Below are 26,311 nucleotides of genomic sequence, written 5' to 3'. Positions count from 1 at the left end.
TTTCATGGAGGTCAGGGGAACGGGAGGTCGCTATGAGCTACCTCGACGAGAGCGCACGCGAGGTCATCAGGCCGATCAAGCGCATGGTCGAAGACGAGTTCCTGTCCCGGCCGGGCGTGATCGGTGTCGACATCGGCGAGAAGGTCACCGGCGGACGCCCGACGGGCCGGGCCGCGATCGTGGTCTACGTGTGCGCCAAGGGGCCTCTGCACCCGCAACAGATCCCGCCGGAGGTCGGCGGCGTGCCGACGGACGTCGTCGCGGAGTCGATCGTGCTGCACCGCGCCCGGATCACCCGCACGTCGGACGAGCAACCCGTTGAGGTGCAACGGCATCCGGTGCTGCGCGGCGGTATCAGCATCGGGCCCGCGCGGTCGTTCCGGGTCGTGCCGCCCGAGGTCGAGAAGGCCGGTGAGTACGTGATCGCCGGCACGCTCGGCGCGTTCGTGGTCACCCGCGACGAGGCCAGGAAGGTGCTGGGGCTCACCACGTTCCACGTCGGCTGCGTCGACGACTCGTGGGCGGTGGGCGACGAGTTCGTGCATCCGTCCAGAGTGGACGGTGGGATTCCCGGGGCGGACCAGGTCGCGGTGCTGGACCGCGCGGCGCTCGCGGGATCCGTGTCGGCGGCGGGGCTGCGGATGGGCCACCGGCCGTTCCGCGCGGAGGTGCTCGACATCGGCGCGCTCACCGGGACGGCGCCGGCGGAGATCGGCTCCACCGTGCGCAAGACCGGCCGCACCACGGGTCTGACCCACGGCATGGTCACGTCGGTGGACTCGACGCTGCGCCTGGACTTCGGCGACGGCCTCGGCGTCCGGACGTTGCGCGACCAGATCCGCGTGCGTTCGTCCGAACGCTTCGGCGACCACGGCGACTCCGGCGCGGTGCTGGTCGACGCCGACAACCGGGTGGTGGGCCTGTACGTCGCAGGCTCGGGCTCGACGGGGTTCGCCAACCCCATCGAGCCCGTCCTGCGTCAGCTCGACGTGGAGCTGGTCACTCCCGGTGTGCCCGAGTCGCGGAAGCCTGAGCCCGCGGCTTGAGCACGATCGTGTCCAGGTTCACGTGCGACGGCCGGGTGACCGCGAACGAGATCACGTCCGCCACGTCGTCGGCGGTCAGCGGCGTGAGGCCCTGGTAGACCTTGGCCGCGCGCTCGGTGTCGCCGCCGAACCGGTTGGCCGAGAAGTCCGTCTCGACCATGCCCGGCTGGATCTCGGTGATCCGCACGGGCTGACCCAGCAGTTCGCCCCTCAGCGTCCGGTGGAGCGCCGACTGCGCGTGCTTGGCGCTGGTGTACCCGGAGCCGTTGTCGTAGGCCTCGTACGCCGCGATGGACGTCACGGACACGATGTGCCCGTCGCCGGACGCGATCAGCTTCGGGATGAACGCCTTGGTCACCAGAAGGGTGCCGAGGACGTTCGCCTCCCACATCCAGCGCCACTCCTCGGGACTGCCCTCGGCCACGGTCGAGAGCCCGCGCGCGCCACCCGCGTTGTTCACGAGGACCCGAGCTTCGGGTACCCGGTCGGCGAAGGCGGCGACGGAGGTCTCGTCGGTGACGTCCAGCTCGACGGCCGTCCCGTCGATCTCCTTCGCGATAACGTGGAGAAGATCCAGGCGACGTGCGCCGAGCACGACGTGGAAACCCTCGGCGGCCAACCGCCGCGCGGTGGCCTCGCCGATGCCCGCGCTTGCTCCGGTCACTACTGCGACAGGTCGATTCACGGCCTCGATCGTAGGCGGCAGGCCTGGATGTGACGGACGTCACTCGCACCTCGGGGTGGCGCTGGACGTCCACCATGGTGGGAGGTCAAACCGTGAAAAGAACACTTGTCGCGCTGGTCGCCGGGCTGACGCTGCTGACCGGCTGCTCGAGTGTCGAGACGGGCTCGCCCAAGGCGGACACGTCGCAGCCCTCCGCGAAGGTCACCCTGTCCCCGGTCGACGGCACCAAGGACGTGCAGGTCACGACCCCGGTCCAGGTCACCGTGGTGGACGGGACGATCGAGTCCGTCTCGGTGAAGTCGCCGGAGGGCAAGGACGTCAAGGGCACCCTCACCGAGGACAAGTCCGGCTGGACGATCGCCGAGCCGCTGGGCTACGGCAAGACGTACAGCTACTCCGGCAAGGTCGTCGGCAAGGACGGCAGGCCGGTCGAGCTCAAGGGCTCGTTCACCACCGTCGCGCCCGGTTCGCAGACCCGCGCGACGCTGTGGCCGGGGGACAACCAGACCGTCGGCGTCGCGGCGCCGATCATGGTCAAGTTCGAGGCCCCGGTCGAGGACAAGGCGACCGTCGAGAAGGCGCTCAAGGTCACCAACTCGGCGAACATCACCGGCAGCTGGGCCTGGCTCAACGCCCAGGAAGTGCACTACCGGCCGGAGAAGTACTGGCCGGCGAACACCACGATCAAGGTCGAGGCCAAGCTCTACGGCGTGAACTACGGCGGTGGCGCGTTCGGCAAGGCCGACGTCACCTCGGACTTCACCATCGGCCGCAACCAGGTCGTGAAGATCGACAACCCGACGCACCAGCTCGTGGTGCTGCGGGACGGCCAGCAGGTCGCCTCGTACCCGGCGTCGTTCGGCAAGGACGCCGACCCCGAGCTGACCACGCCGAACGGCACGTTCGTGGTCATGTCGAAGAACGACACGTTCTCGTTCGACAACCCGCGCTACGGCTACACCAACGTCGTGAAGAAGTGGGCCGTCCGGTTCTCGAACCACGGCGAGTTCATCCACGAGAACAACGACAACGCGGGCAACATCGGCAAGGCGAACACCTCGCACGGCTGCGCGAACCTGCTGGAGGCCGACGCGAAGGCGTACTACGACTCGGCGATGGTCGGTGACCCGGTCGAGGTGACCGGCTCCATCACCACGCTGCCGGCGCAGTTCGACTGGTACGACTGGCAGATCCCGTGGGACCAGTGGAAGGCCAAGTCCGCGGTGAAGTAGGACCGGCGGGAATGCGTCCCCCGACCAGGTCGTTCGCAGATGTGTGCACCTAACACACGTGACGGCGGCCGGCGGGGGACGACTGGCCGTCCGTGAGGCAGGACCGCTCGACGCGCCACCGGTGGTGCTCGTCCACGGGTGGGCGCAGACCGGCGCGGTCTGGAACCTGCCCGACTTCCGGACTTATGCCGTTGACCTGCGAGGACACGGCGAATCCGACGACTTCGGCGACTATCGTGATTCCACCCGGTGGGCCGAAGACCTGAAGACAGTGCTTGATCACACCGGACCCGCGACGGTCGTCGGATGGTCCTACGGCGGGCTGGTGATCACCGACTACCTCCGCTTCCACGGCACCGCGCTGATCAACGCGCTGGTGTTCGTGAGCGCCATCACGGAAATCGGCCGTGATCGCCCCGGTGGTGCCACCGGCCCCGTGATGCGCGCCGCGTTGCCCGGCGCGATCACCGACGACGCCGTGATGGCGGCGTTCTGCCGGGCCATGGCACCCGCGCTACCTGCCGAGACGGTCGCCGAACTCACAGCTTCCGCGACCTCGGTGAGCCATAAAGTGCGAGGTGAGCTGTTCCGCAGGGATGTGGGCAGCGCTGACGTGCTGAAGGGCGTCGACGTGCCGACGCTGATCGTGCACGGAACTCAAGACGAGGTGGTCGCCCCTGCCGCCGCCGAGTACTCCGCCGCCCTGATCCCCGGAGCCGAGTTGAGCCTCTATCCCGACACCGCGCACGCGCCCTTCCTGGAACGGCCGGCGCAGTTCTTGTCTGACCTGAAGCGGGTGGCCCGGTGAAGCGGGTCGCGGTGCTCTCGGTGCACACGTCACCGCTGGAGCAGCCGGGGACGGGCGACGCGGGCGGGATGAACGTCTACATCGTGCAGACGGCCACGCGGATGGCCCAGCGCGGCGTCGAGGTCGAGATCTTCACCCGCGCCACGTCGTCCGAGCTGCCACCGGTCGCCGAACTGGCTCCCGGGGTGCGCGTCCGGCACGTCGCCGCGGGACCGTTCGAAGGGCTGGGCAAGGAAGAACTGCCTGGTCAGCTCTGTGCGTTCACGGCGGGGGTGCTGCGCGCCGAGGCACGGCACGAGCCCGGCTACTACGACGCGATCCACTCGCACTACTGGCTGTCCGGGCAGGTCGGCTGGCTCGCGCGGGAACGCTGGAGCGTGCCGCTCGTGCACACCGCGCACACGCTCGCCAAGGTGAAGAACCTGGCGCTGGCCGAGGGGGACGCGCCGGAGCCCAGGATGCGGGTGATCGGCGAGGAGCAGGTGGTCGCCGAGTCGGACCGGCTCGTGGCCAACACCGACATCGAGGCCAGCGAACTGATCAAGCTCTACGACGCGGAACCGTCCAAGGTCGCCGTCGTGCCGCCCGGTGTCGACCTCGACCGCTTCACGCCGGGCGACCAGGCTCACGCGCGGCACTGTTTCGGCATCCCGCGGGACGCGGTCGTGCTGGCGTTCGTCGGCCGCATCCAGCCGCTGAAGGCTCCTGACGTGCTGTTGCGCGCGGCCGCCGAGATGCTGGTCCGCGATCCGGGACTGCGTTCGCGGCTGATCGTGCTGATCGTCGGCGGACCTTCGGGTTCCGGCACGGAACGGCCGAAGGCACTGGAGGAGCTGGCCGCCCAGCTGGGGATCGCGGACGTGGTGCGGTTCCTGCCGCCGCAGCCGGGGCCGACGCTGGCGGAGGTCTACCGGGCCGCCGATCTGGTGGCCGTGCCGAGCTACAACGAGTCGTTCGGGCTGGTGGCGCTGGAGGCCCAGGCGTGCGGGACGCCGGTGGTCGCGGCGGCGGTCGGCGGGTTGCCGGTGGCGGTCAACGACGGGATGTCCGGGGTGCTCGTGCACGGGCACGAACCGGGCGCCTGGGCGGCGGCGATCAGCGGGACGGCGTTGCCGCAGCGGGAGCACCTGGCGAGCAACGCGGTGGGGCATGCGCGACGCTTCTCGTGGGATCGCACGACTGATGCCCTGCTGGCGGGGTATCAAGAGGCGGCAGACGTGTTCCGCCGGGAGGTTTTCGCTTGAGTGACTCTGCTGTTGACGTTGTGATCAAAGCGTTTCTGGACGAACGGGAGCTGAAGTACGACCGTCGCGACGAGGGCAAGTTCTTCGTGACGCTGCCGGGCACCAAGAAGCTGCAGACCAACGTGTGGCTGGTCGAGACGACGCACGCGTTGCTGGTCGAGGCGTTCGTGTGCCGGCGGCCGGACCAGTCGTTCGAGGACGTCTACCGGTTCCTGTTGCGGCGCAACGCACGGCTGTACGGCGTGCACTACACGATCGACGCCGAGGGTGACATCTACCTGGTCGGACGGGTCGGGAAGCACGCTGTGACGGCCGACGAACTGGACCGCGTGCTCGGGCAGGTGCTGGAGGCGGCGGACGGCGACTTCAACCCGCTGCTGGAGATCGGGTTCGCCGACGCGATCCGGCGGGAGTGGGCGTGGCGGGTGTCGCGCGGCGAGTCGCTCGCGAACCTGCAGGCATTCCAACATCTCGTTTCGGACTAGGCGGCAACCCCTGGTCCACCCAGCCCCGTCTGACTGGCATGGGCAGACCAGTGCTGTGGGTGGGAGTCGCGTTGCTGGCCCTGGTTTCCGCGGGGTGCAGCAACAGTTCGAAGGAGATGAGCGGGTCGGCGGCCTTGGACGCCGCTCCACCGCAGGCGGCGCAGCAGAAGGCGCCGCAGCAGGAGAACGCGAAGACCGAACCGAACGCACAGGGCGTGCAGCCGGTGCAGCAGCAGGAACGGCAGTTGGTGCGCACGGCGACTGTTGACCTGCGCAGCGACGACGTGCTGAAGGCCATCGGTCAGATCAAGGACCGCGCACAGGCCGTGGGCGGGTTCGCGGGACAGGAGAACTCGACCGAGGAACGCGGATCCGTGACCGTGCGGGTGCCGTCTTCCGAACTGGACCGGGTCGTTCGCGATCTGGCGAGCGTCGGCGAGGTGACGCGGAGCGAGGTGCGCAGCGAGGACGTCACCGACCAGCTGGTCGACGTCGAGGCGCGGATCGCGACGCAGAAGGCCAGCGTCGAGCGGCTGCGGGTGCTGTTCGAGCGGGCGGCGACGACGGCCGAGATCGCACAGATCGAGAGCGAGCTGACCAAGCGGCAGAGCGAGCTCGAGTCGATGCAGCGGCGCAGCGAGTCGTTGAAGGGCAAGGTCGCTCTCGCCACGTTGACGGTGCAGGTCGCGACGGTGCCGATCGCGCCGCCCGAGCCGGAGAAGGCCGGGTTCCTCAGCGCCCTCGCCGGTGGCTGGAACGCGCTGCTGGCGGTGCTCGGCGGGATCTTGATCGCGGTCGGCGCAGTGCTGCCGTTCGCGGTGGCGCTCGGCGTGCCCGCGGCGGTGGTGATCTACGTCCTGCGGCGCCGGAAGCGTGTCACTCGAATGAACGAAGCAACATGATCAAGTTCTACTGAGAGTAGCCCTTTGATGATGCGCGGAACGGCTCGGGAGAGAGGGGGAGTCGCATCGAGCCGTCCCGCGTCAAAGGTCCCCGCTGCGTGGATCCGTGGACGGGGGGAGCCTGCGGATCCGAAGCGGGCCACGCGATTCGACGGGGGATGACGAACCGCGCAAGGTGCGTCCGCTCGTCGAGTAAGCGTGGGAGCCGACTCGCGGAGGCGGTATCAACTTCCCAGATACGTCCTTGCGTTCACAAGTGCTTGTATTACTCCATTCGAGTGGATTTAGTTGCGCAAAGTAACGTCTCTGTAGCGATCAGGGAGTCCTTGACCTGTTCAGTGGGCTGGATCACGATGACCCCACAGGCTGGGTGTTCAAAGTGAATGAGGGTCGCCGCATGGTCTTTCGCAGTCCGTTCCCCGATGTCGAGATCCCTGATGTGTCGCTGCACCAGCTGTTGTTCGGCGACATCGCCGATCGGGCGGACCGGGTTGCGTTGATCGACGGCATGTCCGGTGCCTCGATCACCTACGGCCAGCTTGTCGCGATGATCGACCGCATGGCCGCCGCGCTGGCCGCGCGCGGCATCGGCAAGGGCGACGTGGTCGGCATCCTCAGCCCGAACACGCCCTACTACGCCGTCGTCTTCCACGGCATCCTGCGTGCGGGCGCCACGGCGACCACGCTCAATGCCCTCTACACGGCTGATGACGTCGCGCACCAGTTGCAGGACGCGGGCGCGAAGATGCTGTTCACGGTGTCCGTGCTGTTGCCGAACGCCGCTCCGGGTGCCGCGAAAGCCGGCGTGACCGACGTCGTGGTGCTGGACGGCGCCGAGGGCTACCCGTCCCTGCCGGAGCTGCTGGCGAACGATCACCCGGTGCCGTCGGTCGAGATCAACCCGGCCGAGGACATCGCGGTGCTGCCGTACTCGTCCGGCACGACCGCGTTGCCGAAGGGCGTCATGCTGACGCACCGCAACTTGGTCGCGAATCTCGTCCAGTGCGGCCCGATTCTTTCGGATGTCGGCCCGCACACCCGAATTCTTGCTGTTCTGCCGTTCTTCCACATCTACGGCATGCAGGTGTTGATGAACAACGGCCTGTACATCGGCGGTGTCGTCGTGACGCTGCCGAAGTTCGAACTGCCCGAGTTCCTCCGCGTGATCGCCGAACACAAGACCGACCGCGTCTACATCGCACCACCAGTGGCCGTCGCCCTGGCCAAGCACCCGATCGTCGACAACTACGACCTGTCCGCGATGGCCACCCTGTTCTCCGGCGCCGCACCGCTCGACGTAGAGCTCGCCGACGCGGTCCGCAAGCGCCTTGGCTGCCGCGTCTCGCAGGGCTACGGCATGACCGAGATGTCCCCGGTCAGCCACGCGATCCCGGACGCCCGCGACGACATCTCGGTGGGCACCGTCGGCGTGATCATCCCGAACCTCGAGTGCCGCCTGGTAGACCCGGCCACCGGCGCCGACGTGGGCGTGGGCGAGCGCGGCGAACTGTGGTGCAAGGGCCCGAACATCATGAAGGGCTACCTCAACAACGCCGAGGCCACCGCCGCCACCATCGACGACGAGGGCTGGCTGCACACCGGCGACGTGGCCGTGATCGACGCCGACGGCATCGTCTCGATCGTCGACCGCGTCAAGGAGCTCATCAAGTACAAGGGCTACCAGGTCCCGCCGGCCGAACTGGAAGCCGTGCTGCTGACCCACCCGGAGATCGCCGACGCGGCGGTCATCGGCGTGCGCGACGCGGACGGCGAGGAGGTCCCGAAGGCCTTCGTGGTGCGGCAGGCCGAGTCGGAGATCGACGGCGACGCCGTGATGGAGTTCGTGGCCTCGCAGGTCGCGCCGCACAAGAAGGTGCGCGCGGTGGAGTTCATCGAGGCGATCCCGAAGTCGGCCGCGGGCAAGATCCTGCGCAAGGACCTCAGGGCTCGCGAGCAGGCCTGACGCGCAAGTCTCGGACGGACGCCCCCGGCAAGTTCATTGCTGGGGGCGAGTCCCATGGCGTGGATCACGGTGACCGGCCGGGGTACGGCAGGAGGGTCGGCATGGCAGGCTAGCTGCCATGTCTGTCGGAACCTTGGTGCTGCTCCGCCACGGCGAGAGCACGTGGAACGCGGAGAACCTGTTCACCGGCTGGGTGGACGTTCCCCTGTCGGAGAAGGGCGAGCGGGAGGCCCGCCGCGGCGGCCAGCTGCTGCGCGAAGCCGGTGTGCTGCCGGAGATCCTGCACACGAGCCTCATGCGCCGCGCGATCATGACCGCGAACCTGGCGCTCGACGCCGCCGACCGGCACTGGATCCCGGTCCGCCGCGACTGGCGCCTCAACGAACGCCACTACGGCGCGTTGCAGGGCAAGAACAAGAAGCAGACGCTGGAGGAGTTCGGCGAGGAGCAGTTCATGCTCTGGCGCCGGTCCTACGACACCCCGCCGCCGCCCATCGAGCCCGGCAGCGAGTACTCCCAGGACACCGACCCGCGCTACGCGGGCCTCGGCCCCGACCTGCCGCTGACCGAGTGCCTGCTGGACGTCGTCAAGCGCATGCTCCCGTACTGGGACGAGGCGATCGTGCCGGACCTGCGCACCGGCAAGACCGTTCTCGTGGCCGCGCACGGCAACTCGCTGCGCGCTTTGGTCAAGCACCTCGACGGCATCTCCGACGAGGCCATCGCGGGCCTGAACATCCCGACGGGCATCCCGCTGCGCTACGACCTGGACGAGGACCTGAAGCCCCTCAAGCCGGGCGGCGAATACCTCGACCCCGAGGCCGCGAAGGACGCCATCGCAGCCGTCGCCAACCAGGGCCGCTAGTACGTAACGCGGGGGCCCCGCGTTTCCTCCCGGGAAACGCGGGGCCCCCGCGTTCCCGGGAAGCATCACGGTTGGGTGAACGGTGGCTGACCTGGGGCGGAACAACCGTCCACTGAGGTGTCGCGGGTATCACGGTTCACGCTCTCGCACTAGGCCAAGACACCTCTGAGCTGCTTACCATTCGCTTCGTGACCACAACGGGTTACCTCGCTGTGTCGATCGGCCTCGCGCTCATCGGCGCGATGGCCGCTTTCTTCATCGGCCGGTTCACCGCTCCACGGCACCCCAAGAAGCCGGAAGGCCTCACGGTCGCCGACCTGATCCAGCAGATCGTGCACGACTCGCACGACGGCATCGTGGTGCTCAACCACTTCGGCGACGTCGTGTTGCACAACCCCCGCGCGGAACACCTCGGGATCGTGCGCAACAACCGCGTCGACGACCGGGCGCGCAAGGCCGCCGAGGGCGTCCGCAACAGCAACGAGGTCGTGTACGTCGACCTCTCGCCGTTGGAGGGCTACCGGACCGGGCGGCAGCCGGAGGCCGTGCACGCCGAGGTCCGGCTGCTCATCGAGGACTTCACCGTCGTCGACGCCACGGACGAGTCGGAGTCGGTGCGGCTGGAGAAGACGCGACGCGACTTCGTGGCGAACGTCAGCCACGAGCTCAAGACCCCGGTCGGGGCCCTCGCGCTGCTGGCGGAGGCCGTGCTGGACGCGAGCGACGACCAGGACGAGGTCCGCCGGTTCAGCGCGAAGATCATGCAGGAGGCCACCCGCCTCGGCACGCTCGTCACCGAGCTGATCGCGCTGTCCCGCCTGCAGGGCGCGGAGAAGCTGCCGGAGCTCAGCGACACCGAGATCGACGTCGTGATCAACGAGGCGCTGTCGCGGTCCAAGCTCGCCGCCGAGTCGGTCAACATCTCGATCACCACCGACGAGCCGAGCGGGTTCGTCGTGCCGGGTGACCGGTCGTTGCTGGTCACGGCACTGACGAACCTGCTGGACAACGCCGTCGCGTACTCGCCGCCCGGCAGTCCCGTCTCGGTGAGCAGGAGGCTGGTGGACGGGCACGTCGAGATCGCCGTGACCGACCGCGGCATCGGCATCGCCGAGGACCAGCAGCAACGCGTCTTCGAGCGGTTCTACCGCGTCGACAAGGCCCGATCGCGGGCGACCGGCGGAACCGGACTGGGGCTCGCGATCGTCAAGCACGTCGCCGCCAACCACGGCGGCGAGGTGAAGCTGTGGAGCCTGCCAGGAACGGGTTCCACCTTCACGCTGCGGCTTCCGGCCGCGGCGGCCGAACCCAACCCGACCCTCGTCCCGACCGGCGCGGGTGACACTGGAGGAGAGCTGTGACCAGGGTGCTCATCGTGGAGGACGAGGAGTCCTTCGCCGATCCGCTCGCCTTCCTGCTGCGCAAGGAAGGGTTCACCGCGGCGCTCGCCGCCACCGGCCAGGAGGCGCTGGAGGAGTTCGACCGCAACGGCGCCGACATCGTGCTGCTCGACCTCATGCTCCCCGGCATGAGCGGCACCGACGTCTGCAAGCAGCTGCGGCAGCGCTCCGCCGTGCCGGTGATCATGGTGACCGCACGCGACAGCGAGATCGACAAGGTCGTCGGCCTGGAGCTCGGCGCGGACGACTACGTCACCAAGCCGTACTCGGCCCGCGAGCTCATCGCCCGCATTCGCGCGGTGCTGCGTCGCGGCGGCGAGTCCGAGGACCTGCTCCCGCAGATCCTCGAGGCAGGTCCGGTGCGGATGGACGTGGAACGCCACGTCGTCACCGTCAGCGGCCAGGACATCAGCCTGCCGCTCAAGGAGTTCGACCTCCTCGAGTACCTGCTGCGCAACGTCGGCCGCGTCCTGACCAGGGGCCAGCTGATCGACCGCGTGTGGGGAGCGGACTACGTCGGCGACACGAAGACGCTGGACGTGCACGTCAAGCGGCTGCGGTCGAAGATCGAACCGGACCCGTCGGCCCCGCGGCACCTGGTGACCGTGAGGGGTCTGGGTTACAAGTTCGAGTCCTGACGGACACGACCAGGTACCGTTTCCCGCGTGCGCCTGGGCGTTCTCGACGTGGGTTCCAACACCGTCCACCTACTGGTGGTGGACGCGCATCGTGGTGCCCACCCCATCCCGACGACGTCCGAGAAGACGATCCTGAGACTCGCCGAGCAGCTCGACACCAAGGGGCAGCTGACGAAGGCGGGCTCTGACCAGCTGGTTCGAGCGGTGGCCGGCGCGAAGGCGTCGGCCAAGCGGTCCGGCTGCGAGGACCTGATGGCGTTCGCGACCTCGGCGGTGCGCGAGGCGGGCAACTCCGCCGAAGTGCTCGACCGGGTGCGCACCGAGACCGGGGTCGACCTCAAGGTCCTCTCCGGCGAGGACGAGGCGAAGTACACCTTCCTCGCGGTCCGTCGCTGGTACGGCTGGTCCGCGGGCAAACTGCTGTGCCTCGACATCGGCGGCGGCTCGCTGGAGCTGGCCGTCGGCCGCGACGAGAACCCCGACATGGCCTTCTCCGTGCCGCTGGGCGCGGGCCGGCTCACCAGGACCCGGTTCAAGAAGGACCCGCCCCGGCGCTCGGAGGTCCGCGAGACCACCGACTGGCTCGCCGAACAGCTCGCGCCGGTGGCGCGGAAGCTGAAACGCGCGGGTGAACCCGATCGGGTGGTTGCGACCTCAAAAACTTTCCGAACGCTGGCGCGGCTCACCGGGGCCGCGCCATCGTCTGCCGGGCCCAGGGCACGCCGAGTGCTCACCGACGCGGGCCTGCGGCAGCTGATCGCGTTCATCTCCCGGATGTCGGCCAGTGATCTCGCCGAACTGGAAGGCGTGAGCACTTCTCGCGCGCACCAGCTCGTCGCGGGCGCGCTGGTCGCGGAGGCAACAATGCGAGCCCTGTCACTCACGCAGCTGGAGATTTGCCCCTGGGCGCTCCGGGAGGGTGTCATCCTTCGGCGGCTGGACCACACTGATGGGACGGACCAGAGCGATACTGGACGGACTGGCCAGCACGGGGCACGGTGGAGTTGATGAGTCGAGAGAGCGGATCGGACCAGACGCAGCGCACAGTCGCTGAGCTGCTCGCCCAGTACGGGGGCAGCGCAGAGAGTGCGCCACGTCGGCGACGCCGCCGCGCGGCTGACGACACCGACGACGTCCAGCAGCCGGAGACCGCACCCCAGACGATCATCGAGCGGGTCCTGTCCGACAGCGGCCGGCTGATGGCGATCCGCGAGGACGACCAGCCGCAGCCCGGCCGTCGCGCGGCTCCCGAACCCCCGGCGCCGCCTGCCGCACCGCCGCCAGCGGCTGCCGAGCGAACCGCGTACCAGCCGAAACCGCAGGTCGCCCAGCCGAAACCGCCGGTCGCCCCGCCCGCCCAGCCGCCGCAGGTCCGCAGACCGGCACCCACACCTCCGCCGGCTCCTCCCGTCGTGCCGCCGCCCGTCGCGGCCGCCGAGCAGACCCGGCAGGTGCCGCAGGTCCGCGACCAGCCGTCGCGTTCCGACCTGCCGCGTCCCGAGGCCGCACGTCCCGAGGCGCCCTCGCGCTCGGACATGCCCCGGCCCGACCTGAGCTCGCGCCTGGAGGCGGGCGCGCCGCCCGCACCGGCCCCGACGCGCACGAACATCACCCGGCCGCCGAAGCCGGGTCCGCCGCCGCCTTCGGGACCCATTCCCACGCCGGCGGGCTTGCCGCCGCGCGAGGCGATGACCGAGCAGCTCCCGCGCATCCCGGCCAAGGCGCCGGTGGACCAGATCGCCGCGCTCGAGACCGAGTCCGTGCTGATCGTGCCGCCCGCTCCGCCGAAGCTGCCGGAACCGTTGCCGAACAACCAGCCCGACGCCTGGTTCTCCGACGACGAGATGGCCGCCCAGACGGACCTGGGCATGGAGCCGATGGAGTCGACCGCGGCCCACCCCGGCCCGTACGTGGACGACGACTCGCAGGAGTACGCCGCGTACCGCCCCGAGGACGACTACCTCGCGGACGACGACGAAGAGGAAGACGACGGCCCGGCCGGTCTCGACGACGCCGACGAGGTATCGGAAGAGCCGGAAGAGGCTGCTCAGCGCTCGGCCGGCAAGGAATGGCTGATCATGATCGGCCAGCTCGCCGTCGGCGTGCTCGGCGGCGCCGCCCTGTGGCTCGCGTTCAACTTCCTGTGGCGCTCCGTACCCGCCGCCGCACTCGTCGTGGCGCTTGCGGTTACCGTTGGTCTGGTGTTGCTAGTCAGAAAGATCCGCCGAGCGGACGACCTGCAGACCACTGTCCTGGCCGTGCTCGTGGGCCTCATCGTCACCGTCTCACCAGCGGCGATGCTGCTGGTGAAGAGTTGACCGCGCGCATCCCGGTCGGGCTTTCCACGGCGTCGGTGTACCCGCAGCCCGCCGGAGCGGCCTTCGACATGGCCTCCGACCTGGGCTACGACGGCGTCGAGCTGATGGTGTGGGCCGACCCGGTGTCGCAGGACATCCGGGCCGTCGACCGCCTGTCGTCCCGAACGGGCATGCCGGTCCTGGCCGTGCACGCGCCCTGTCTGCTCATCTCGCAACGGGTCTGGTCACCGGACCCGGCCGAGCGGCTGCGCAAGTCGGTGCAGGCCGCGCAGGACCTGGGCGCGCCGACCGTGGTGCTGCACCCGCCGTTCCGGTGGCAGCGCAAGTACGCGGACGGGTTCGCCGACCTCGTGTCGTCCCTGGAGGACGAGAGCGGGATCGCCATCGCGGTCGAGAACATGTTCCCGGTGCGGCGGCCGCTGGGCCGGGGCCGGTCGGTGCAGATGACCGCGTTCAAGCCGTCGATCGACCCCACCGACGTGGGCCACCGCAACTACACCCTGGACCTGTCGCACTCGGCTGCCGCGCACATGGACGCGTTGGAACTGGCCAAGCGGATGGGCGACGGGTTGCGGCACATCCACCTCGCGGACGGGTCCGGGGCGCCCAAGGACGAGCACATGGTGCCCGGCCGCGGCACCCAGCCGTGCGCCGAGCTGTGCGAGATGCTGGCTCGGGGCGGGTTCGACGGGCAGGTCGTGCTGGAGGTCAACACCCGGCGCGCGGGGTCGCCCGCTGCCCGGCAGGAGATGCTCGCGGAGGCCTTGCTGTTCGCCCGGTTGCACCTGGAGTTTCCGACCGAAGGAACTCAGGGGAAGAGCCGTTCCGCGTTGCCGCACTGATGTCGCGGTGTCCAGACACCGGTAGTTCGACCGGCGAGTTAGGGTTCGGGGTGTGAACCCGCTGCGAGCGTTGATCATGGCCGCGTCTCGCAACGAGACTGTCCGCCACCTCGTCGCCAACGCGCCGATCAGCCGTGACGTGGTGAAGCGCTTCGTCGCGGGCGAGACCACCCGGCACGCCGTCGAGGTGGTGCGCGGGCTCGGGCTGCCGGTCACGCTGGACTACCTCGGCGAGGACACCACCGACAAGGCGCAGGCCGAGAAGATCGTGCAGGCGTACCTGGAGCTGCTCGACGCGCTGCACGCCGCCGGACTGGCCGAGGACGCAGAGGTCAGCGTCAAACTCTCGGCGGTGGGGCAGAACCTGGACGAGTCGCTCGCCCTGACGAATGCCAGCCGGATCTGCGCGGCGGCCGAGCAGTGCGGCACGACGGTGACGCTCGACATGGAAGATCACACCACCACGGACTCGACGTTGCGGATCCTGCTGGAGCTGCGGCGCAGCTGGCCGTGGGTGGGCGCGGTGCTGCAGACGTACCTGTACCGGACGCTGGACGACTGCAAGCAACTCGCGGGGCCCGGGAGCAGGGTCCGGCTGGTCAAAGGCGCCTACGCGGAACCACCAGAGGTTGCGATTCAGGATCCGCACGAGGTCGACCTGAACTACGTGCGGTGCCTGAACGTTCTCCTCGCTGGAGAGGGTTACCCGATGTTCGCCACGCACGACCCTCGACTGATTGAAATCATTGGCGAGCGAGCCCGCTGGTATGACAAAACTGACTTCGAGTACCAGATGCTGTACGGCATCCGGCCCGATGAGCAGAAGCGTCTCGGGGCTCGCGTTTATGTTCCCTACGGCGAGCAGTGGTACGGATATCTCATGCGGCGACTAGCAGAACGGCCTGCCAACGTGACTTTCTTCTTGCGGTCGCTGGCCAGCCGCTCATGACCTTCACCAAGTCCAGTGCGGTCCGGTCGCTCGGTGACGGAACCTTCACCGCGTCCCTGCCCGCCGAGTGGACCGTCGGCCCCAAACCCCACGGCGGGTTCCTGCTCGCGGTCATGACCCGGGCGGCGGCGCAGGTCGCCGACGGCGATCCCCTGGCCGTGTCGGCGCAGTTCCTGCGGGCGCCGGAGGTCGGTCCGGTGCTGGTCAGGACGGATGTGCGCAAGGCGGGGCGGACGGCAACGGTCGTCGCCGTGACGCTGGAGCAGCGCGGTCAGGTGTGCGTCGAGGCGACGGTGACGACGGGACGGATCCCGGAGCACCGGGCCGACTACGTGAACCTGCCGTCGATCCCGGCCGCGCCGCCGCCCGGTTCGGTCGAGCTGGCGACGTTCCCGACCGGTGGCGTCTACAAGGTCGGCAGCCTCTGCGACCTGCGGATCGACCGGGAGTCGGCCACGTTCCTCGACCGGCGCACCGACGGGCCGCTGACGCTCAAGCTGTGGGCACGGCCGATCGACGAGCAGCCCGACCCGTACTTCGCGCTGCTCGCGGGCGACCTGTCCATGCCGGTGACGTTCAACCTCGGCCGGTTCGGGTGGTCGCCGACGGTGCAGCTGACCGCGTTGCTGCGGGCCCGGCCGGCGCCGGGGTGGCTGCGCATCCACGTCACCTGCCAGGCGGTGCACGGGCAGTGGTTCGACGAGGACGCCACGGTGATCGACGCGGCCGGCCGCTTGGTGTGTCAGGCACGGCAGTTGGCGTTGACACCTGCTGTGTGAGACTTGACCGATGACGAAGATCGCGGTGCTCGGCGCGGGCAAGATCGGTGAGGCGCTGCTGTCCGGGCTTCTGCAGGGTGGCCGCTCGGCCGCCGATCTGATGTTCACCGAGAAGCACGAGGCCAGGGCTCGCTCCCTGACGGAGCAGTACGGGTTCGAGGCGGTGGACGTCCCCGGCGCCGCCGCCAACGCCGACGTGTTGATCGTCGCGGTGAAGCCGCAGGACATCGAGCCGTTGCTCACCGAGCTCAAGCCGGTGCTGCGCGCGGGCACGCTCATCGTGTCGCTGTGCGCGGGCCTGCCGACGGCGCTGTACGAGCGCAGGCTGCCCGCGGGTACGCCGGTCGTGCGGGTCATGCCGAACACCCCGATGGTCGTCGGCGAGGCCATGAGCGCGGTCTCCGGCGGCTCCAACGCCACGCCGGAGCACCTCAAGATCGTCGAGGAGCTCCTCTCGACCGTGGGCAAGGTCGCAGTGGTGCCGGAGTCGCAGCAGGACGCGGTGACGGCCCTGTCCGGCTCCGGTCCGGCCTACTTCTTCTTCCTGGTCGAGGCGATGATCGACGCGGGCATCCTGCTCGGCATCCCGCGCGACCTGGCGTCCCAGCTGATCATCCAGTCGGCCGTCGGTGCGGCGACGATGCTGGCCGAGGGCTCCTCGCACCCGGTGATCCTGCGTGAGGCGGTCACCTCGCCGGCGGGCACGACGATCATGGCGATCCGCGAGCTGGAGAAGCACGGCGTCCGCGCCGCCCTCCTGGCCGCGATCGAGTCGGCGCGCGACCGCTCCGTCGAACTCGGCCGCCAGCACGAAGACTGACCCGCACGCGGGGCGCTTTCGTACTACGTGACAGTACGCGGGGTCCCCGCGTGCGCCAGGAGTGCACGCGGGGAGCTTTCGTTCACTTGGAGCGCACGCGAGGGCCCCGCGTGCCGTCCAGGGGAACGCGGGGGCCCCGCGTTTCCTGAAACTGACTAGTTGGACGTCGCAGGAGTCACACCAGTCCCGCTACTCTCAGAGGCAGCACGTGCGTGTCGAACCGTCGGTGGGGAAGACCGACGGCACGACACGTGTCGAAGGATGCGGTGATACATGCCTGCGAAGGAGAACGAACGAACAGGTCTCGCTCAGGTCCAGTTCCTGACCGTGGCTGAAGTGGCCTCGATGATGCGGGTCTCGAAGATGACCGTGTACCGGCTGGTGCACTCCGGAGAACTGCCCGCGGTGCGGGTCGGCAAGTCGTTCCGGGTGCCCGAAAAAGCGGTGCACGCCTACCTCGAGAACGCGTACTTCGACGCTGGCTGAAGGCTGGCGAACCCCGCCGGGTAGACTGGTAGGCCGATCGTGCTTACCGGCGCGCCGTGCTTGACACGGCCAAGGCTGGGGCGCGCCAGTCAAAGCAACGTCTAGAGCTAAGGAACCCGCATGGGCTCGGTCATCAAGAAGCGCCGCAAGCGCATGTCGAAGAAGAAGCACCGCAAGCTGCTGCGCAAGACCAGGGTCCAGCGCAGGAAGCGCGGCAAGTAAGCCCGCGTGCGCTCTTACCGCCGCCGGTCCCTCCCAAGGGGGTCGGCGGCGGTTGCGTTTCCCAGGTCTGGCACAGACCTGGCGGGGTGCTTGCGGCAGCACGGATATCACCCACTGAGACGAGCGGCGGGAAACACGGGAACGGTCGCCGCCGATCGGGTGATTAGCCAGTAAAGCCTGCGTGACCTGCGTCAAGACGGCGTTCCGGCCCCCTCCGGTTTCACATCCGGTCTGTAGCATCGACCAATCGCAACGCCCTTCGTGCTTGGAGTCGCATGACGCCCAAGGTCGTCCTCGTCACCGGAGTCAGCCGCTTCCTCGGCGGCCACCTCGCCGCGCGCTTCGCCGCGAACCCGGACATCGAGCGCGTGCTCGGTGTGGACACCGAACCGCCGCCACGTGATCTCCTGCGCCGGATGGGCCGGGCGGAGTTCGTCCGCGCCGACATCCGCAACCCGCTGATCAGCAAGGTCATCTCCACGGCGAACGTCGACACGGTCGTGCACGCCTCCGTCACCGCCAACCCGGCCGGGCCCACCGGCCGCACGGTGATGAAGGAGATGAACGTCATCGGGACCATGCAGCTGCTGGCCGCGTGCCAGAAGTCGCCGAAGGTCCAGAAGCTCGTCGTGAAGTCCACCAGCGCCGTGTACGGGTCCAGCAGTCGCGACCCCGCGGTGTTCACCGAGGACATGGGCCCCAAGGACCTGCCGTCGTCCGGCTACGCCAAGGACGCCGTCGAGGTCGAGGGGTACGTCCGCGGGTTCGGCCGCCGCAGGCCGGACGTGAACGTCACCACACTGCGCTTCACGAACTTCATCGGTCCGCGCATCGACACCGTGCTGACCCGCTACTTCGCCCTACCGGTCGTGCCCACCGTCCTGGGCTACGACGCTCGTGTGCAGCTGTTGCACTCCGAGGACGCGCTGGCGGTCCTGGAACGCGCGACGCTGCACGACCTGCCAGGTGTGTACAACGTGGGAGGCGACGGCGTGCTGCTGCTGTCGCAGGCCATCCGGCGGGCGGGCAGGCTGAACCTGCCGGTGCCCAGCATGGCCGTGCCCACTGTCGGCGGCTTCTTCCGGAGCGCCCGGCTCGTCGACTTCTCGCCGGACCAGATGAGGTTCCTCAACTGGGGCCGGGTGGTCGACACGACCCAGCTGAAGAAGGAATTCGGGTTCACGCCGCGGTGGACCACCCAGCAGGCCTTCGACGACTACGTGAGTGGCCGGGGCCTGAAGCCGTTCGTCGATCCGGAGACGATTGCGGCGGCCGAACGGGGAATCCTCGACGCAGCCGCTCGTTTCCGCTGATCTTTGCCTTGAGGAGATGAACGCAGTGGCAGGAGCACGCGTTATCCCGCTGCACGACCCGGAGCGCGACGCCGCGCGCAGATCACGCCATGTCGAGGTGGTCCCCGAACCCGCGCAGCAGCAGTCCGAGACACCGGACTGGGAACGCAGGCTGGCCGACCTGCTGTCGTTCGCGCGCAGGCGGATCGCGGGCGACTACCAGATCGACGAGTTCGGGTTCGACCGCGACCTGACCGAGAACGTGCTGATGCCGCCGCTGAAGCCGTTGTACGAGAAGTGGTTCCGGGTCGAGACCATCGGGCTGTCCAACATCCCGACGGCCGGTGGCGCGCTGATCGTGGCGAACCACTCCGGCACGTTGCCGCTCGACGCGCTGATGACCTCCTACGGCATCGCGTCCGAGCACCCGGCGCAGCGCCACATGCGCATGCTCGGCGCGGACCTGGTGTTCCGCACGCCGTTGCTGGGCGCGCTCGCCCGCAAGTCCGGCCAGACCCTCGCGTGCAACCCGGACGCCGAGCGGCTGCTGTCGTCCGGTGAGCTCGTCGGCGTGTGGCCGGAGGGCTTCAAGGGCATCGGCAAGCCGTTCAAGGACCGCTACAAGCTGCAGCGCTTCGGCCGCGGCGGCTTCGTGTCGGCGGCGTTGAAGACCGGCGTGCCGATCATCCCGTGCTCGATCGTCGGGGCCGAGGAGATCTACCCGATGATCGGCGACATCAAGGCGCTGGCGCGGCTGTTCGGCTTCCCGTACTTCCCGGTGACGCCGTTCTTCCCGCTGCTGGGACCGTTGGGCGCCATCCCGCTGCCGTCGAAGTGGTACATCGAGTTCGGCGAGCCGATCCGCACCGACGTGTTCGGCGAAAACCCGGCCGACGACCCGATGCTCGTCTTCAACCTCACCGACCAGATCCGGGAGACGATCCAGCAGACGCTGTACCGGCTGCTCACTCAGCGTCGGAACGTGTTCCTGGGCTGATCAGGGCCTGGGTTTCGGCGTAGCTGAACGCTGCCGCGGTTCCTCCGTCGCGGACGGCCCTCGCGGTCGCGACGGTGTGGTGGAGCGCGGCCCGGAACAGCAGTGAGCCGGTGCTGATCCTCTTGACGCCCAGGTTGCCCAGTTCCTTTGGTGTGCGCTGCTGGGCCAGGACGTTCAGCGGGGCCAGGCCCGCTAGTTGTTCGATGTCGTGCGGGTCGGTGAGGCCTGGGACGAAGATGCCGTCTGCGCCGGCGTCCACGTAGCGCTTGGCGCGGTCTCGGGTTTCTTCGATGGCTGTGCCCTGCCAGTGGGTGTCCACGCGGGCGTTGAGGAACACGCCTGGGGCGTGCTGTTTGACGGTTGTGATCAGGGTTGCTTGTTGTTCGGGGGTGGACAGGCCGTTTGGCCTGCCGTCTTCCAGGTTGATGCCGGCTGCGCCCAGGGTTTTGACCAGGTCCGCGACCTCGGCCGGTGCCTTGCCGAAGCCGGACTCCAGGTCGACGGTGACCGGACAGGGTAGGTCGGCGAGCATTTTGGCCAGTGCCGTGGCTTGTTCTCCTGCCAGCCCGGCCCCGTCCGGAATGCCGTGCGCGGCCGCCACGCCGAGGCTTGTCGTGCCGATCGCCAGGAACCCTGCCGCGTGTAGCGCGGCTGCCGATGCGTAGTCCCAGGCATTGGGGAGGATCAGCGGCTCGTTCTGGTGGTGCATGGCTTGGAACGCCATGTTCTTGGCGATCTGGATACCGAGCTGCCGGCCCGGGCAGGCGTGTCGGCCGTGGCCGAAGGGGTGGGTTTCCAGGCTGACCTCGATCACACCATGTGCAGCGACCCTCCGAGTGACCGGAACCGGCGGCGCCGGGTTGCCGGTGCCGAGCCGCTCGGCGAGCGCGTTCGTGGCAGCCCAGGCCTGCACGAGCAACCCGATCCGTGCGGCCGTCTGCTCGTCGTGGTCTCGTGCCAGCCGTTCTACGGCCGCGTCTGCCTCTGCCGTGGTCGGCAGGTGTGGCTGGTAGCAGGCGGCGATCTTGGCGATGTCGTCCAGCGAGCCTGGCAGGTTCAGCGCAGCCGCCAGTTCGTCGAGGGTGGTGGCGGTGATGTTCTCGAGGAGCTTGATGGTGAGCGCGCGCCTGCGGGTGTGGTCGGGGCCGCTGCTGAAGCGGACCACGTGAGATCGCAGCCATGCCACGCCGTGATCGGCGATGGACACGGACGGGACGGGAAGGCTCAGCAGCTCTTCGGTCATGGGGTGACGGTAGGGCGGGGACTGTTCGGTGTGGGCCGAAGTGTTGCGGGCTCAGAATGGGTGTTGTGGAGGGACTTGCTGCGGTTGCCGGGCTGCTTGCGGATCGGACGCGGGCGGCGATTTGCTCGGCTTTGCTGGATGGGCGTGCTTGGACTGCTCGTGAGTTGGCCGCGCATGCTGGGGTTGCGCCTTCTACTGCTAGCGAGCACCTCACCCGCCTGGTCGAGGGTGGGTTGTTGGTTGAGCATCGGCAGGGGCGGCACCGGTATGTGGCGCTCGCTGGGCCGCATGTGGCGGAGTTGTTGGAGACGATGACTTCTTTTGCCGGGCCTGGGCCGGCGCCGCGTGGGTTGCGGGCGGCTGCTGCTTCGGAGGCACTGGTTCGGGGGCGGACCTGTTACGACCACCTGGCAGGGAGGCTTGGAGTTTCGTTGCGGGTTGGGCTGGTTGAGCTGGGGGTGGTCTCGGCTGAGCTCGTCGTGACCGAGCCGGGGATGGTGTGGCTGAAGGAGCTCGGGTTCGAGGCGTCCAAGCGGGTGGTCAGTCGGGCCTGTTTGGACTGGACTGAGCGGGTGCCGCATCTTGCTGGGGCTGCCGGGACTCACCTGTGTTCGGTGTTCTTTGAGCGGGGATGGGTCAAGCGGATCGGGAGTAGCCGGGCGGTCGCGCTCACGTCGGTGGGTGAGGAGGGCTGGCGGCAGTTGGGGATTTTGGGTGACGCGCCGGTTGCGTAGGTCGTCCCCCGCCTTCGTCGTCGCCTTTACTTCACGCGGCGTCGGTATGCGAGGGTGGCTGCTACTGCTCCTGCCAGGGCACCTGCGCCCAGGACTGACGGGACGCCGATTTTTGCCGCTTTGCGGCCCGTTCTGAAGTCGCGGATCTCCCAGTTCTTGCGGCGGGAGATTTCGCGCAGTTGTGAGTCCGGGTTCACGGCTACTGCGGTGCCGACCACTGAAAGCATCGGGACGTCGTTCGACGAGTCCGAGTAGGCCGTGCAGCGGCGCAGGTCCAGGCCCTCTTTGGCGGCCAGGGAGCGGACTGCCTGGGCTTTGGCCTTGCCGTGCAGGAGGTCGCCCACCAGGCGGCCCGTGTAGATGCCGTCTTCCGATTCGGAGACTGTGCCGAGGGCGCCGGTCAGGCCCAGGCGGCGGGCGATGATTTGGGCCAGCTCTACGGGGGTGGCGGTGACCAGCCAGACTCGTTGGCCCGCGTCCAGGTGCATCTGGGCCAGGGCTTGGGTGCCCTTCCAGATGCGGTCGGCCATCAGTTCGTCGTAGATCTCCTCGCCCAGGGAGACCAGTTCGGCGACGCTGCGGCCTGCCACGAACGAGAGGGCCTGTTCGCGGCTGGCTTTGACGGATTCCGGGTCTTCGCGGCCGCCTACGCGGAACTTCAGCTGTTGCCAGACGAAGCCTGCCAGGTCGTGGGAGGAGAAGTACTTGCGCGCGGCCAGGCCTCGGGCGAAGTGGAAGATCGAGGCGCCCATCATCATCGTGTTGTCGACGTCGAAGAACGCTGCCGCGGTCAGGTCGGTCGGGACCGCCAGTGAGGCTTCGAGTTCGGGCGCTGCTGCGGCAGCCCTGATCGCCGCCTCAGCCGATGCCTCGCCGGCTAGCTGGGCCAGCCGGTCGCTCTCCACCTCACGGTTGCCTGCCATGTGACAAGCCTAGCGATCAGGTTGCGCGGTTAGAGCCCGACTCAGCCGAAGCTGATGCCTGGCAGTAGCGGGAGCGAGATGCTGGGCAGCGGGAGGGGGAGGGGGATGGTGATTTCCGGCTTGCCCGAGGTGGGTGGGGTCGTGGCGCCCGGCTGGGAGGCTGGTGGGGTGGAGGTGCCGGGGAGCAGCGACTGCGAGGGTTGGGTGGAGGCCGGTGCCTGGCCTGACGGGTCTGGTTGGCCGGGCTGGGTGGGCGCAACGGAGGACGGGTTGCGGCCCGAGGAGGCGTTCGGGTCGGTGGTGGCCGAGGCGCACTCGTCCTTGGCCGGGAGTGGGCCAAGGGTGTCGGAGTTTCCGCTGATCACGGTGCTGCAGTTGGCTCGGGCGGCCAGGTCGTGGGCTCGTTGGGCGATGCTCGCGAGCAGCCACATGGTGGTGTCGGCGTGGGCGCCCGCGTCGCCTGGGAGGCGGGGGCGCAGGGTGCCGAGTTTCACGTATTGGGCCAGTGCCCAGTCTCGGAGGGCGGGTAGGGCGCTCTCGTCGGACGAGGTGGCGTAGGTCGTGAGCTGGCGGGCGCCTTCTACGGCGTCGGTGTTCAGGTCGGCCAGCGCGGTGAGTTGGGCTGCGGGTTCGGCTGCGCGTTCTGCCAGGGTCTCCATCTCGGTGACCCTGGTGGCGGCGAACTCCAGGTGCTTGAGGGCGCGGGACTCGTCGCCGAAGGTCAGGCCCAGTGAGGCGCTTTCGGTCGTGCGCTTGATGCCGTAGAGCGGGTCTCCCGGGAGCGCGTCACGGCTGAGCAGGACACTCATTCCGCCCAGTGACAGCAGCAGGCAGAGCACGGCTGCGGCCGCCACTGCCAAGCGAGCGCGCGCTCCCACGCGTCTTACCGACGGGAGGACCAGCGGTTTCTCCGGTGGCGGCGAGGTGAGGATGCGCTGCTTCATGCGCGCGCGGGTTTCGGCGTCCGGGCCCACGTCCATGGTCCGGAGCAGCTCGACGATCGCCAGGTCGTCGGCCAGGTCGTTGTCGCGGCCGACCGGCTGCGGACCGCCTTCCACCGCACGGGCGAAGCGCTCGTGCTCTGTGTGCCGCCAACGCGGTGTGCTTCCCTTACCGTCCATCTCAGCCCGAGTAACGAAGTTGATCTGCTTTGGGTTACGCCTCTGCGATCGCGATCACCGCAACCACGACGGGAGGATCTGCGCGAGCCGTCGGACGGCCCGGTGTTGCAACGCCTTCACGGCGCCCTCGTTGCGGTCCATGAGCTCCGCGACCTCGGACACCGACTTGCCCTCGATGAACCTCAGCCGGATGCATTCCTGCTGGTCGTCACCTAGTTGTGAAACGCACCGGAGCAGCTCCGCGTTGGTCGCCTCGGTCATGACCTCCTGCTCGGGGCCGCTCGTCTCCTCGCGGTTGTCCTGGAGTTCGGCGGTCGTGACCTCGAGCCGGTACCGGCTGGACTTCACGTGGTCGAACACGATGTTTCGTGCGATCGTGACGAACCACGCCCCCACGTCGCGGCCCTGGTAGCTGACCGAACCGATGCTCCGCAGCGCGCGCAGGAACGTCTCGCTCGTCACGTCCTCGGCGAACGCGCGATCGCCGCCCACCCGGAAGAGGACATAGCGGAACACCATGTCGACGTACTTGTCGTAAAGCACGCCAAACGCGTCGGTGTCACCCTCTTGGGCGGCCTTGACGAGCTGCCACGGCTCGTCGCCCGCGTTGTCGTGCTGACCTCCCGCCATGGTTCGGGTGGTCCTGATCGTGTTCGGTCGCGCCCGTGCGGTCATCGGCTGGCGGCACCTCCACAGAGTCGCCGTGGCGGCAGCATACGTGTGGTTACTCCGTAGTAGGTAGTTGACGGTTGCGAAGTGGAGACGCACGAACCACGGCTTCATGACGCTCGTCACGCGTGGAAGACTGCTCGAAGCGTTCAGTTGTTCATGAGGAGGCCATGTTGACTTCCGCTCGCAATGTCGCAGATCTGGTCCGTGCCTCGGCACAGAGGGGGCCCAGCCACGTCGCCTTGGTCGACGTCGCGAGCGGTGTGAGCCTCACCTGGGAAACCATCGACGGTGCGATCGATGCTTTCGCCCGCCGTTTGGCCGATTCCGGACTGGAACCGGGCGACCGAGTGGCGGTACGGCTGCCCACCGGGCCCGAGTTCGTGGTCTCGGTGTTCGGGATCCTGCGCGCGGGCGGCGTCGTCGTGCCCACCGGGCCCGGCAACCCGCCGCGTGAGCTCCAGCGGATCCTGGCGGACTCCGGCGCCACCCTCCTGGTGGGCGACGGGGAGGGATCGGACGCCACCGTTCTCGAACTTCCCGACGTCAAGGCCACCGCGGAGCCCTTCGAGGCCGTGCGCGGCGGCGAGGACCTCGCGGTGCTCGGGTACACCTCCGGGACGTCCGGCGTGCCGCGCGGGGCGATGCTGTCCCACCGGGCGCTGCTCGCGAACGTCGCGCAGTGCGCCTCGCTGCGGCCCGCGCCGGTCACCGCGGGCGACCGGGTGCTGCTCGCGCTGCCGTTGTTCCACGTCTACGGGCTCGGGCCCGGGTTGCTGCAGGTCGCGGGGGCCGGGGCCACGGCGGTGCTGCTGGAGCGCTTCGAGCCTGGCCACGCCCTGGACGTCATCGAGGAGCACCGGGTGACGACGATGGTCGGCGTGCCGCCCATGTACCGGGCGCTGCTGGCCCACCCCGTCGAACTGCTGCGGGAGAAGCTGGCGACGGTCCGGCTCTTCACCTCCGGCGCGGCTCCGTTGCCCGCGGCGGTCATCGCGGAGATGCGCGGGGCGATCGGGATCCCGATCTACGAGGGCTACGGCCTGACCGAGACCGGGCCGGTGCTGACGTCCACGCTGGTCGGAGGCGTGCCGAAGCCGGGATCGGTGGGGCAGGCGCTGCCGGGCGTGGAGATCCGCCTGGTGGACACGGACGGTTCGGTGCTCGACATCGACGAGGACGAGCCGGGCACGGGGCTGGTGTCCGCGAAGGGCGACAACCTCTTCAGCGGCTACTGGCCGGACGGCGCGTACGGGCCGGACTCGTCCGGGTGGTTCCGGACCGGGGACGTCGGCTTCATCGACGCCGACGGCGACCTGCACCTCGTGGACCGCGCGGGCGACCTGATCATCGTCAACGGGTTCAACGTCTACCCGCACGAGGTGGAGCAGGTCATCGGCGAGATGCCGGGCGTGCTCGAAGCCGCGGCGGTCGGGGTGCCGTCGGAGAAGACCGGTGAGGCGGTGAAGGTCGTCGTGGTGCTCCAGGACGGCCAGGAGCTGACCTCCGAGGACGTCGTGACGCACTGCGCGGCGCGGTTGGCGAAGTTCAAGGTGCCGACGGCGGTGGAGTTCGCGCCGGCCCTGCCGCACTCGCCGACCGGCAAACTGGCCCGTGCCGTCCTGCGCAAGCCGTTGGGAGCCTGACG

At 68.9% G+C, this 26,311-nt stretch carries 27 protein-coding genes; 22 read left to right on the top strand and 5 right to left on the bottom strand.

Features of this window, described 5'->3' with window-relative positions; genetic code table 11:
• The first annotated feature begins 32 nt into the window (after positions 1-32).
• Positions 33-1,046 (top strand): hypothetical protein, encoded by a 1,014-nt coding sequence (locus G7043_RS07835; RefSeq protein WP_166044788.1) that lies wholly within the window; start codon positions 33-35, stop codon positions 1,044-1,046.
• On the opposite strand, the gene G7043_RS07830 is transcribed toward G7043_RS07835, so the two are convergent.
• Positions 1,000-1,731 (bottom strand): SDR family oxidoreductase, encoded by a 732-nt coding sequence (locus tag G7043_RS07830; RefSeq protein ID WP_166044787.1) that lies wholly within the window; start codon positions 1,729-1,731, stop codon positions 1,000-1,002. The genes G7043_RS07835 and G7043_RS07830 overlap by 47 nt on opposite strands.
• 74 nt (positions 1,732-1,805) lie before the next feature.
• On the opposite strand from G7043_RS07830, the gene G7043_RS07825 reads away from it, so the two are divergent.
• From G7043_RS07825 to G7043_RS07735, 19 genes are all read left to right on the top strand, one after another.
• Entirely contained in the window at positions 1,806-2,963 is a 1,158-nt protein-coding gene (locus tag G7043_RS07825) for a L,D-transpeptidase (protein ID WP_166044786.1), read from the top strand.
• 58 nt (positions 2,964-3,021) lie between these two features.
• Complete coding sequence (locus G7043_RS07820; protein WP_313887743.1) at positions 3,022-3,771, top strand: alpha/beta fold hydrolase; 750 nt, start codon at positions 3,022-3,024, stop codon at positions 3,769-3,771.
• Positions 3,768-5,015, top strand: a complete 1,248-nt coding sequence (gene mshA / locus G7043_RS07815; protein ID WP_313887742.1) for a D-inositol-3-phosphate glycosyltransferase — start codon at positions 3,768-3,770, stop codon at positions 5,013-5,015. Before G7043_RS07820 ends, mshA begins: the two co-directional genes overlap by 4 nt.
• A 20-nt stretch (positions 5,016-5,035) precedes the next feature.
• The gene (locus G7043_RS07810) at positions 5,036-5,500 is read left to right on the top strand and encodes a type III secretion system chaperone family protein (RefSeq protein WP_313887741.1); all 465 of its coding nucleotides are present in this window, start codon (positions 5,036-5,038) and stop codon (positions 5,498-5,500) included.
• Between the two features lie 38 nt (positions 5,501-5,538).
• Entirely contained in the window at positions 5,539-6,402 is an 864-nt protein-coding gene (locus tag G7043_RS07805; RefSeq protein ID WP_166044783.1) for a DUF4349 domain-containing protein, read from the top strand.
• A 397-nt stretch (positions 6,403-6,799) separates the two neighbouring features.
• A complete protein-coding gene (locus G7043_RS07800; RefSeq protein WP_166044782.1) occupies positions 6,800-8,365 on the top strand; it encodes a 4-coumarate--CoA ligase family protein in 1,566 nt (521 codons plus the stop codon).
• 118 nt (positions 8,366-8,483) lie between these two features.
• Entirely contained in the window at positions 8,484-9,230 is a 747-nt protein-coding gene (locus G7043_RS07795; RefSeq protein WP_166044781.1) for a phosphoglyceromutase, read from the top strand.
• 188 nt (positions 9,231-9,418) lie between these two features.
• Complete coding sequence (locus G7043_RS07790) at positions 9,419-10,591, top strand: sensor histidine kinase (RefSeq protein ID WP_313887740.1); 1,173 nt, start codon at positions 9,419-9,421, stop codon at positions 10,589-10,591.
• Positions 10,588-11,268: a response regulator transcription factor gene (locus G7043_RS07785; RefSeq protein ID WP_109629061.1), complete on the top strand. Its 681-nt coding sequence runs from the start codon at positions 10,588-10,590 to the stop codon at positions 11,266-11,268. Before G7043_RS07790 ends, G7043_RS07785 begins: the two co-directional genes overlap by 4 nt.
• A gap of 27 nt (positions 11,269-11,295) precedes the next feature.
• On the top strand, positions 11,296-12,276 hold the full coding sequence (locus G7043_RS07780) for a Ppx/GppA phosphatase family protein (protein WP_166044780.1): 981 nt from the start codon (positions 11,296-11,298) through the stop codon (positions 12,274-12,276).
• A complete protein-coding gene (locus G7043_RS07775; protein ID WP_207310592.1) occupies positions 12,276-13,586 on the top strand; it encodes a hypothetical protein in 1,311 nt (436 codons plus the stop codon). The genes G7043_RS07780 and G7043_RS07775 overlap by 1 nt, the downstream gene beginning before the upstream one ends.
• Entirely contained in the window at positions 13,583-14,428 is an 846-nt protein-coding gene (locus G7043_RS07770; protein ID WP_242641845.1) for a sugar phosphate isomerase/epimerase family protein, read from the top strand. Before G7043_RS07775 ends, G7043_RS07770 begins: the two co-directional genes overlap by 4 nt.
• A gap of 52 nt (positions 14,429-14,480) precedes the next feature.
• On the top strand, positions 14,481-15,377 hold the full coding sequence (locus tag G7043_RS07765) for a proline dehydrogenase family protein (protein WP_166044779.1): 897 nt from the start codon (positions 14,481-14,483) through the stop codon (positions 15,375-15,377).
• A complete protein-coding gene (locus G7043_RS07760; RefSeq protein WP_166044778.1) occupies positions 15,374-16,156 on the top strand; it encodes a thioesterase family protein in 783 nt (260 codons plus the stop codon). The genes G7043_RS07765 and G7043_RS07760 overlap by 4 nt, the downstream gene beginning before the upstream one ends.
• A gap of 10 nt (positions 16,157-16,166) precedes the next feature.
• Positions 16,167-16,976: a pyrroline-5-carboxylate reductase gene (gene proC, locus G7043_RS07755; protein ID WP_166044777.1), complete on the top strand. Its 810-nt coding sequence runs from the start codon at positions 16,167-16,169 to the stop codon at positions 16,974-16,976.
• 273 nt (positions 16,977-17,249) lie between these two features.
• Entirely contained in the window at positions 17,250-17,462 is a 213-nt protein-coding gene (locus tag G7043_RS07750; RefSeq protein WP_030477960.1) for a helix-turn-helix domain-containing protein, read from the top strand.
• Between the two features lie 120 nt (positions 17,463-17,582).
• Positions 17,583-17,684, top strand: coding sequence for a 30S ribosomal protein bS22 (locus tag G7043_RS07745; protein ID WP_015105422.1), 102 nt, complete (start codon positions 17,583-17,585; stop codon positions 17,682-17,684).
• Between the two features lie 275 nt (positions 17,685-17,959).
• Positions 17,960-18,997 carry an NAD-dependent epimerase/dehydratase family protein gene (locus G7043_RS07740; RefSeq protein ID WP_166044776.1) on the top strand — a complete coding sequence of 346 codons (1,038 nt, stop codon included), beginning with the start codon at positions 17,960-17,962 and terminating at the stop codon, positions 18,995-18,997.
• A gap of 16 nt (positions 18,998-19,013) precedes the next feature.
• The gene (locus G7043_RS07735) at positions 19,014-19,973 is read left to right on the top strand and encodes a lysophospholipid acyltransferase family protein (RefSeq protein ID WP_166044775.1); all 960 of its coding nucleotides are present in this window, start codon (positions 19,014-19,016) and stop codon (positions 19,971-19,973) included.
• Here the strand turns inward: G7043_RS07735 and G7043_RS07730 are convergent.
• Entirely contained in the window at positions 19,942-21,216 is a 1,275-nt protein-coding gene (locus tag G7043_RS07730) for an isocitrate lyase/PEP mutase family protein (protein WP_166044774.1), read from the bottom strand. The genes G7043_RS07735 and G7043_RS07730 overlap by 32 nt on opposite strands.
• On the opposite strand from G7043_RS07730, the gene G7043_RS07725 reads away from it, so the two are divergent.
• Positions 21,153-21,950, top strand: coding sequence for an ArsR/SmtB family transcription factor (locus tag G7043_RS07725; protein ID WP_313887739.1), 798 nt, complete (start codon positions 21,153-21,155; stop codon positions 21,948-21,950). The genes G7043_RS07730 and G7043_RS07725 overlap by 64 nt on opposite strands.
• 26 nt (positions 21,951-21,976) lie before the next feature.
• Here G7043_RS07725 and G7043_RS07720 read toward each other — a convergent pair whose 3' ends face one another.
• From G7043_RS07720 to G7043_RS07710, 3 genes are read right to left on the bottom strand one after another with little or no spacing between them, the layout of a single operon-like run.
• On the bottom strand, positions 21,977-22,873 hold the full coding sequence (locus tag G7043_RS07720; RefSeq protein WP_166044772.1) for an HAD family hydrolase: 897 nt from the start codon (positions 22,871-22,873) through the stop codon (positions 21,977-21,979).
• Positions 22,874-22,914: 41 nt separating this feature from the next.
• On the bottom strand, positions 22,915-23,994 hold the full coding sequence (locus G7043_RS07715) for a DUF5667 domain-containing protein (protein WP_166044771.1): 1,080 nt from the start codon (positions 23,992-23,994) through the stop codon (positions 22,915-22,917).
• A 54-nt stretch (positions 23,995-24,048) separates the two neighbouring features.
• On the bottom strand, positions 24,049-24,624 hold the full coding sequence (locus tag G7043_RS07710; RefSeq protein ID WP_242642060.1) for a sigma-70 family RNA polymerase sigma factor: 576 nt from the start codon (positions 24,622-24,624) through the stop codon (positions 24,049-24,051).
• Positions 24,625-24,833: 209 nt separating this feature from the next.
• Here G7043_RS07710 and G7043_RS07705 point away from each other — a divergent pair, with 209 nt between their 5' ends.
• Positions 24,834-26,309 carry an AMP-binding protein gene (locus G7043_RS07705; RefSeq protein WP_166044769.1) on the top strand — a complete coding sequence of 492 codons (1,476 nt, stop codon included), beginning with the start codon at positions 24,834-24,836 and terminating at the stop codon, positions 26,307-26,309.
• Positions 26,310-26,311 lie beyond the last annotated feature (2 nt).

This window comes from Lentzea alba (assembly GCF_011067745.1).
GTDB classification, from domain to species: domain Bacteria; phylum Actinomycetota; class Actinomycetes; order Mycobacteriales; family Pseudonocardiaceae; genus Lentzea; species Lentzea alba.
The sequence above is the reverse complement of the archived record's forward strand: the minus strand, read 5'-3'. Positions and strand labels throughout refer to the sequence as shown.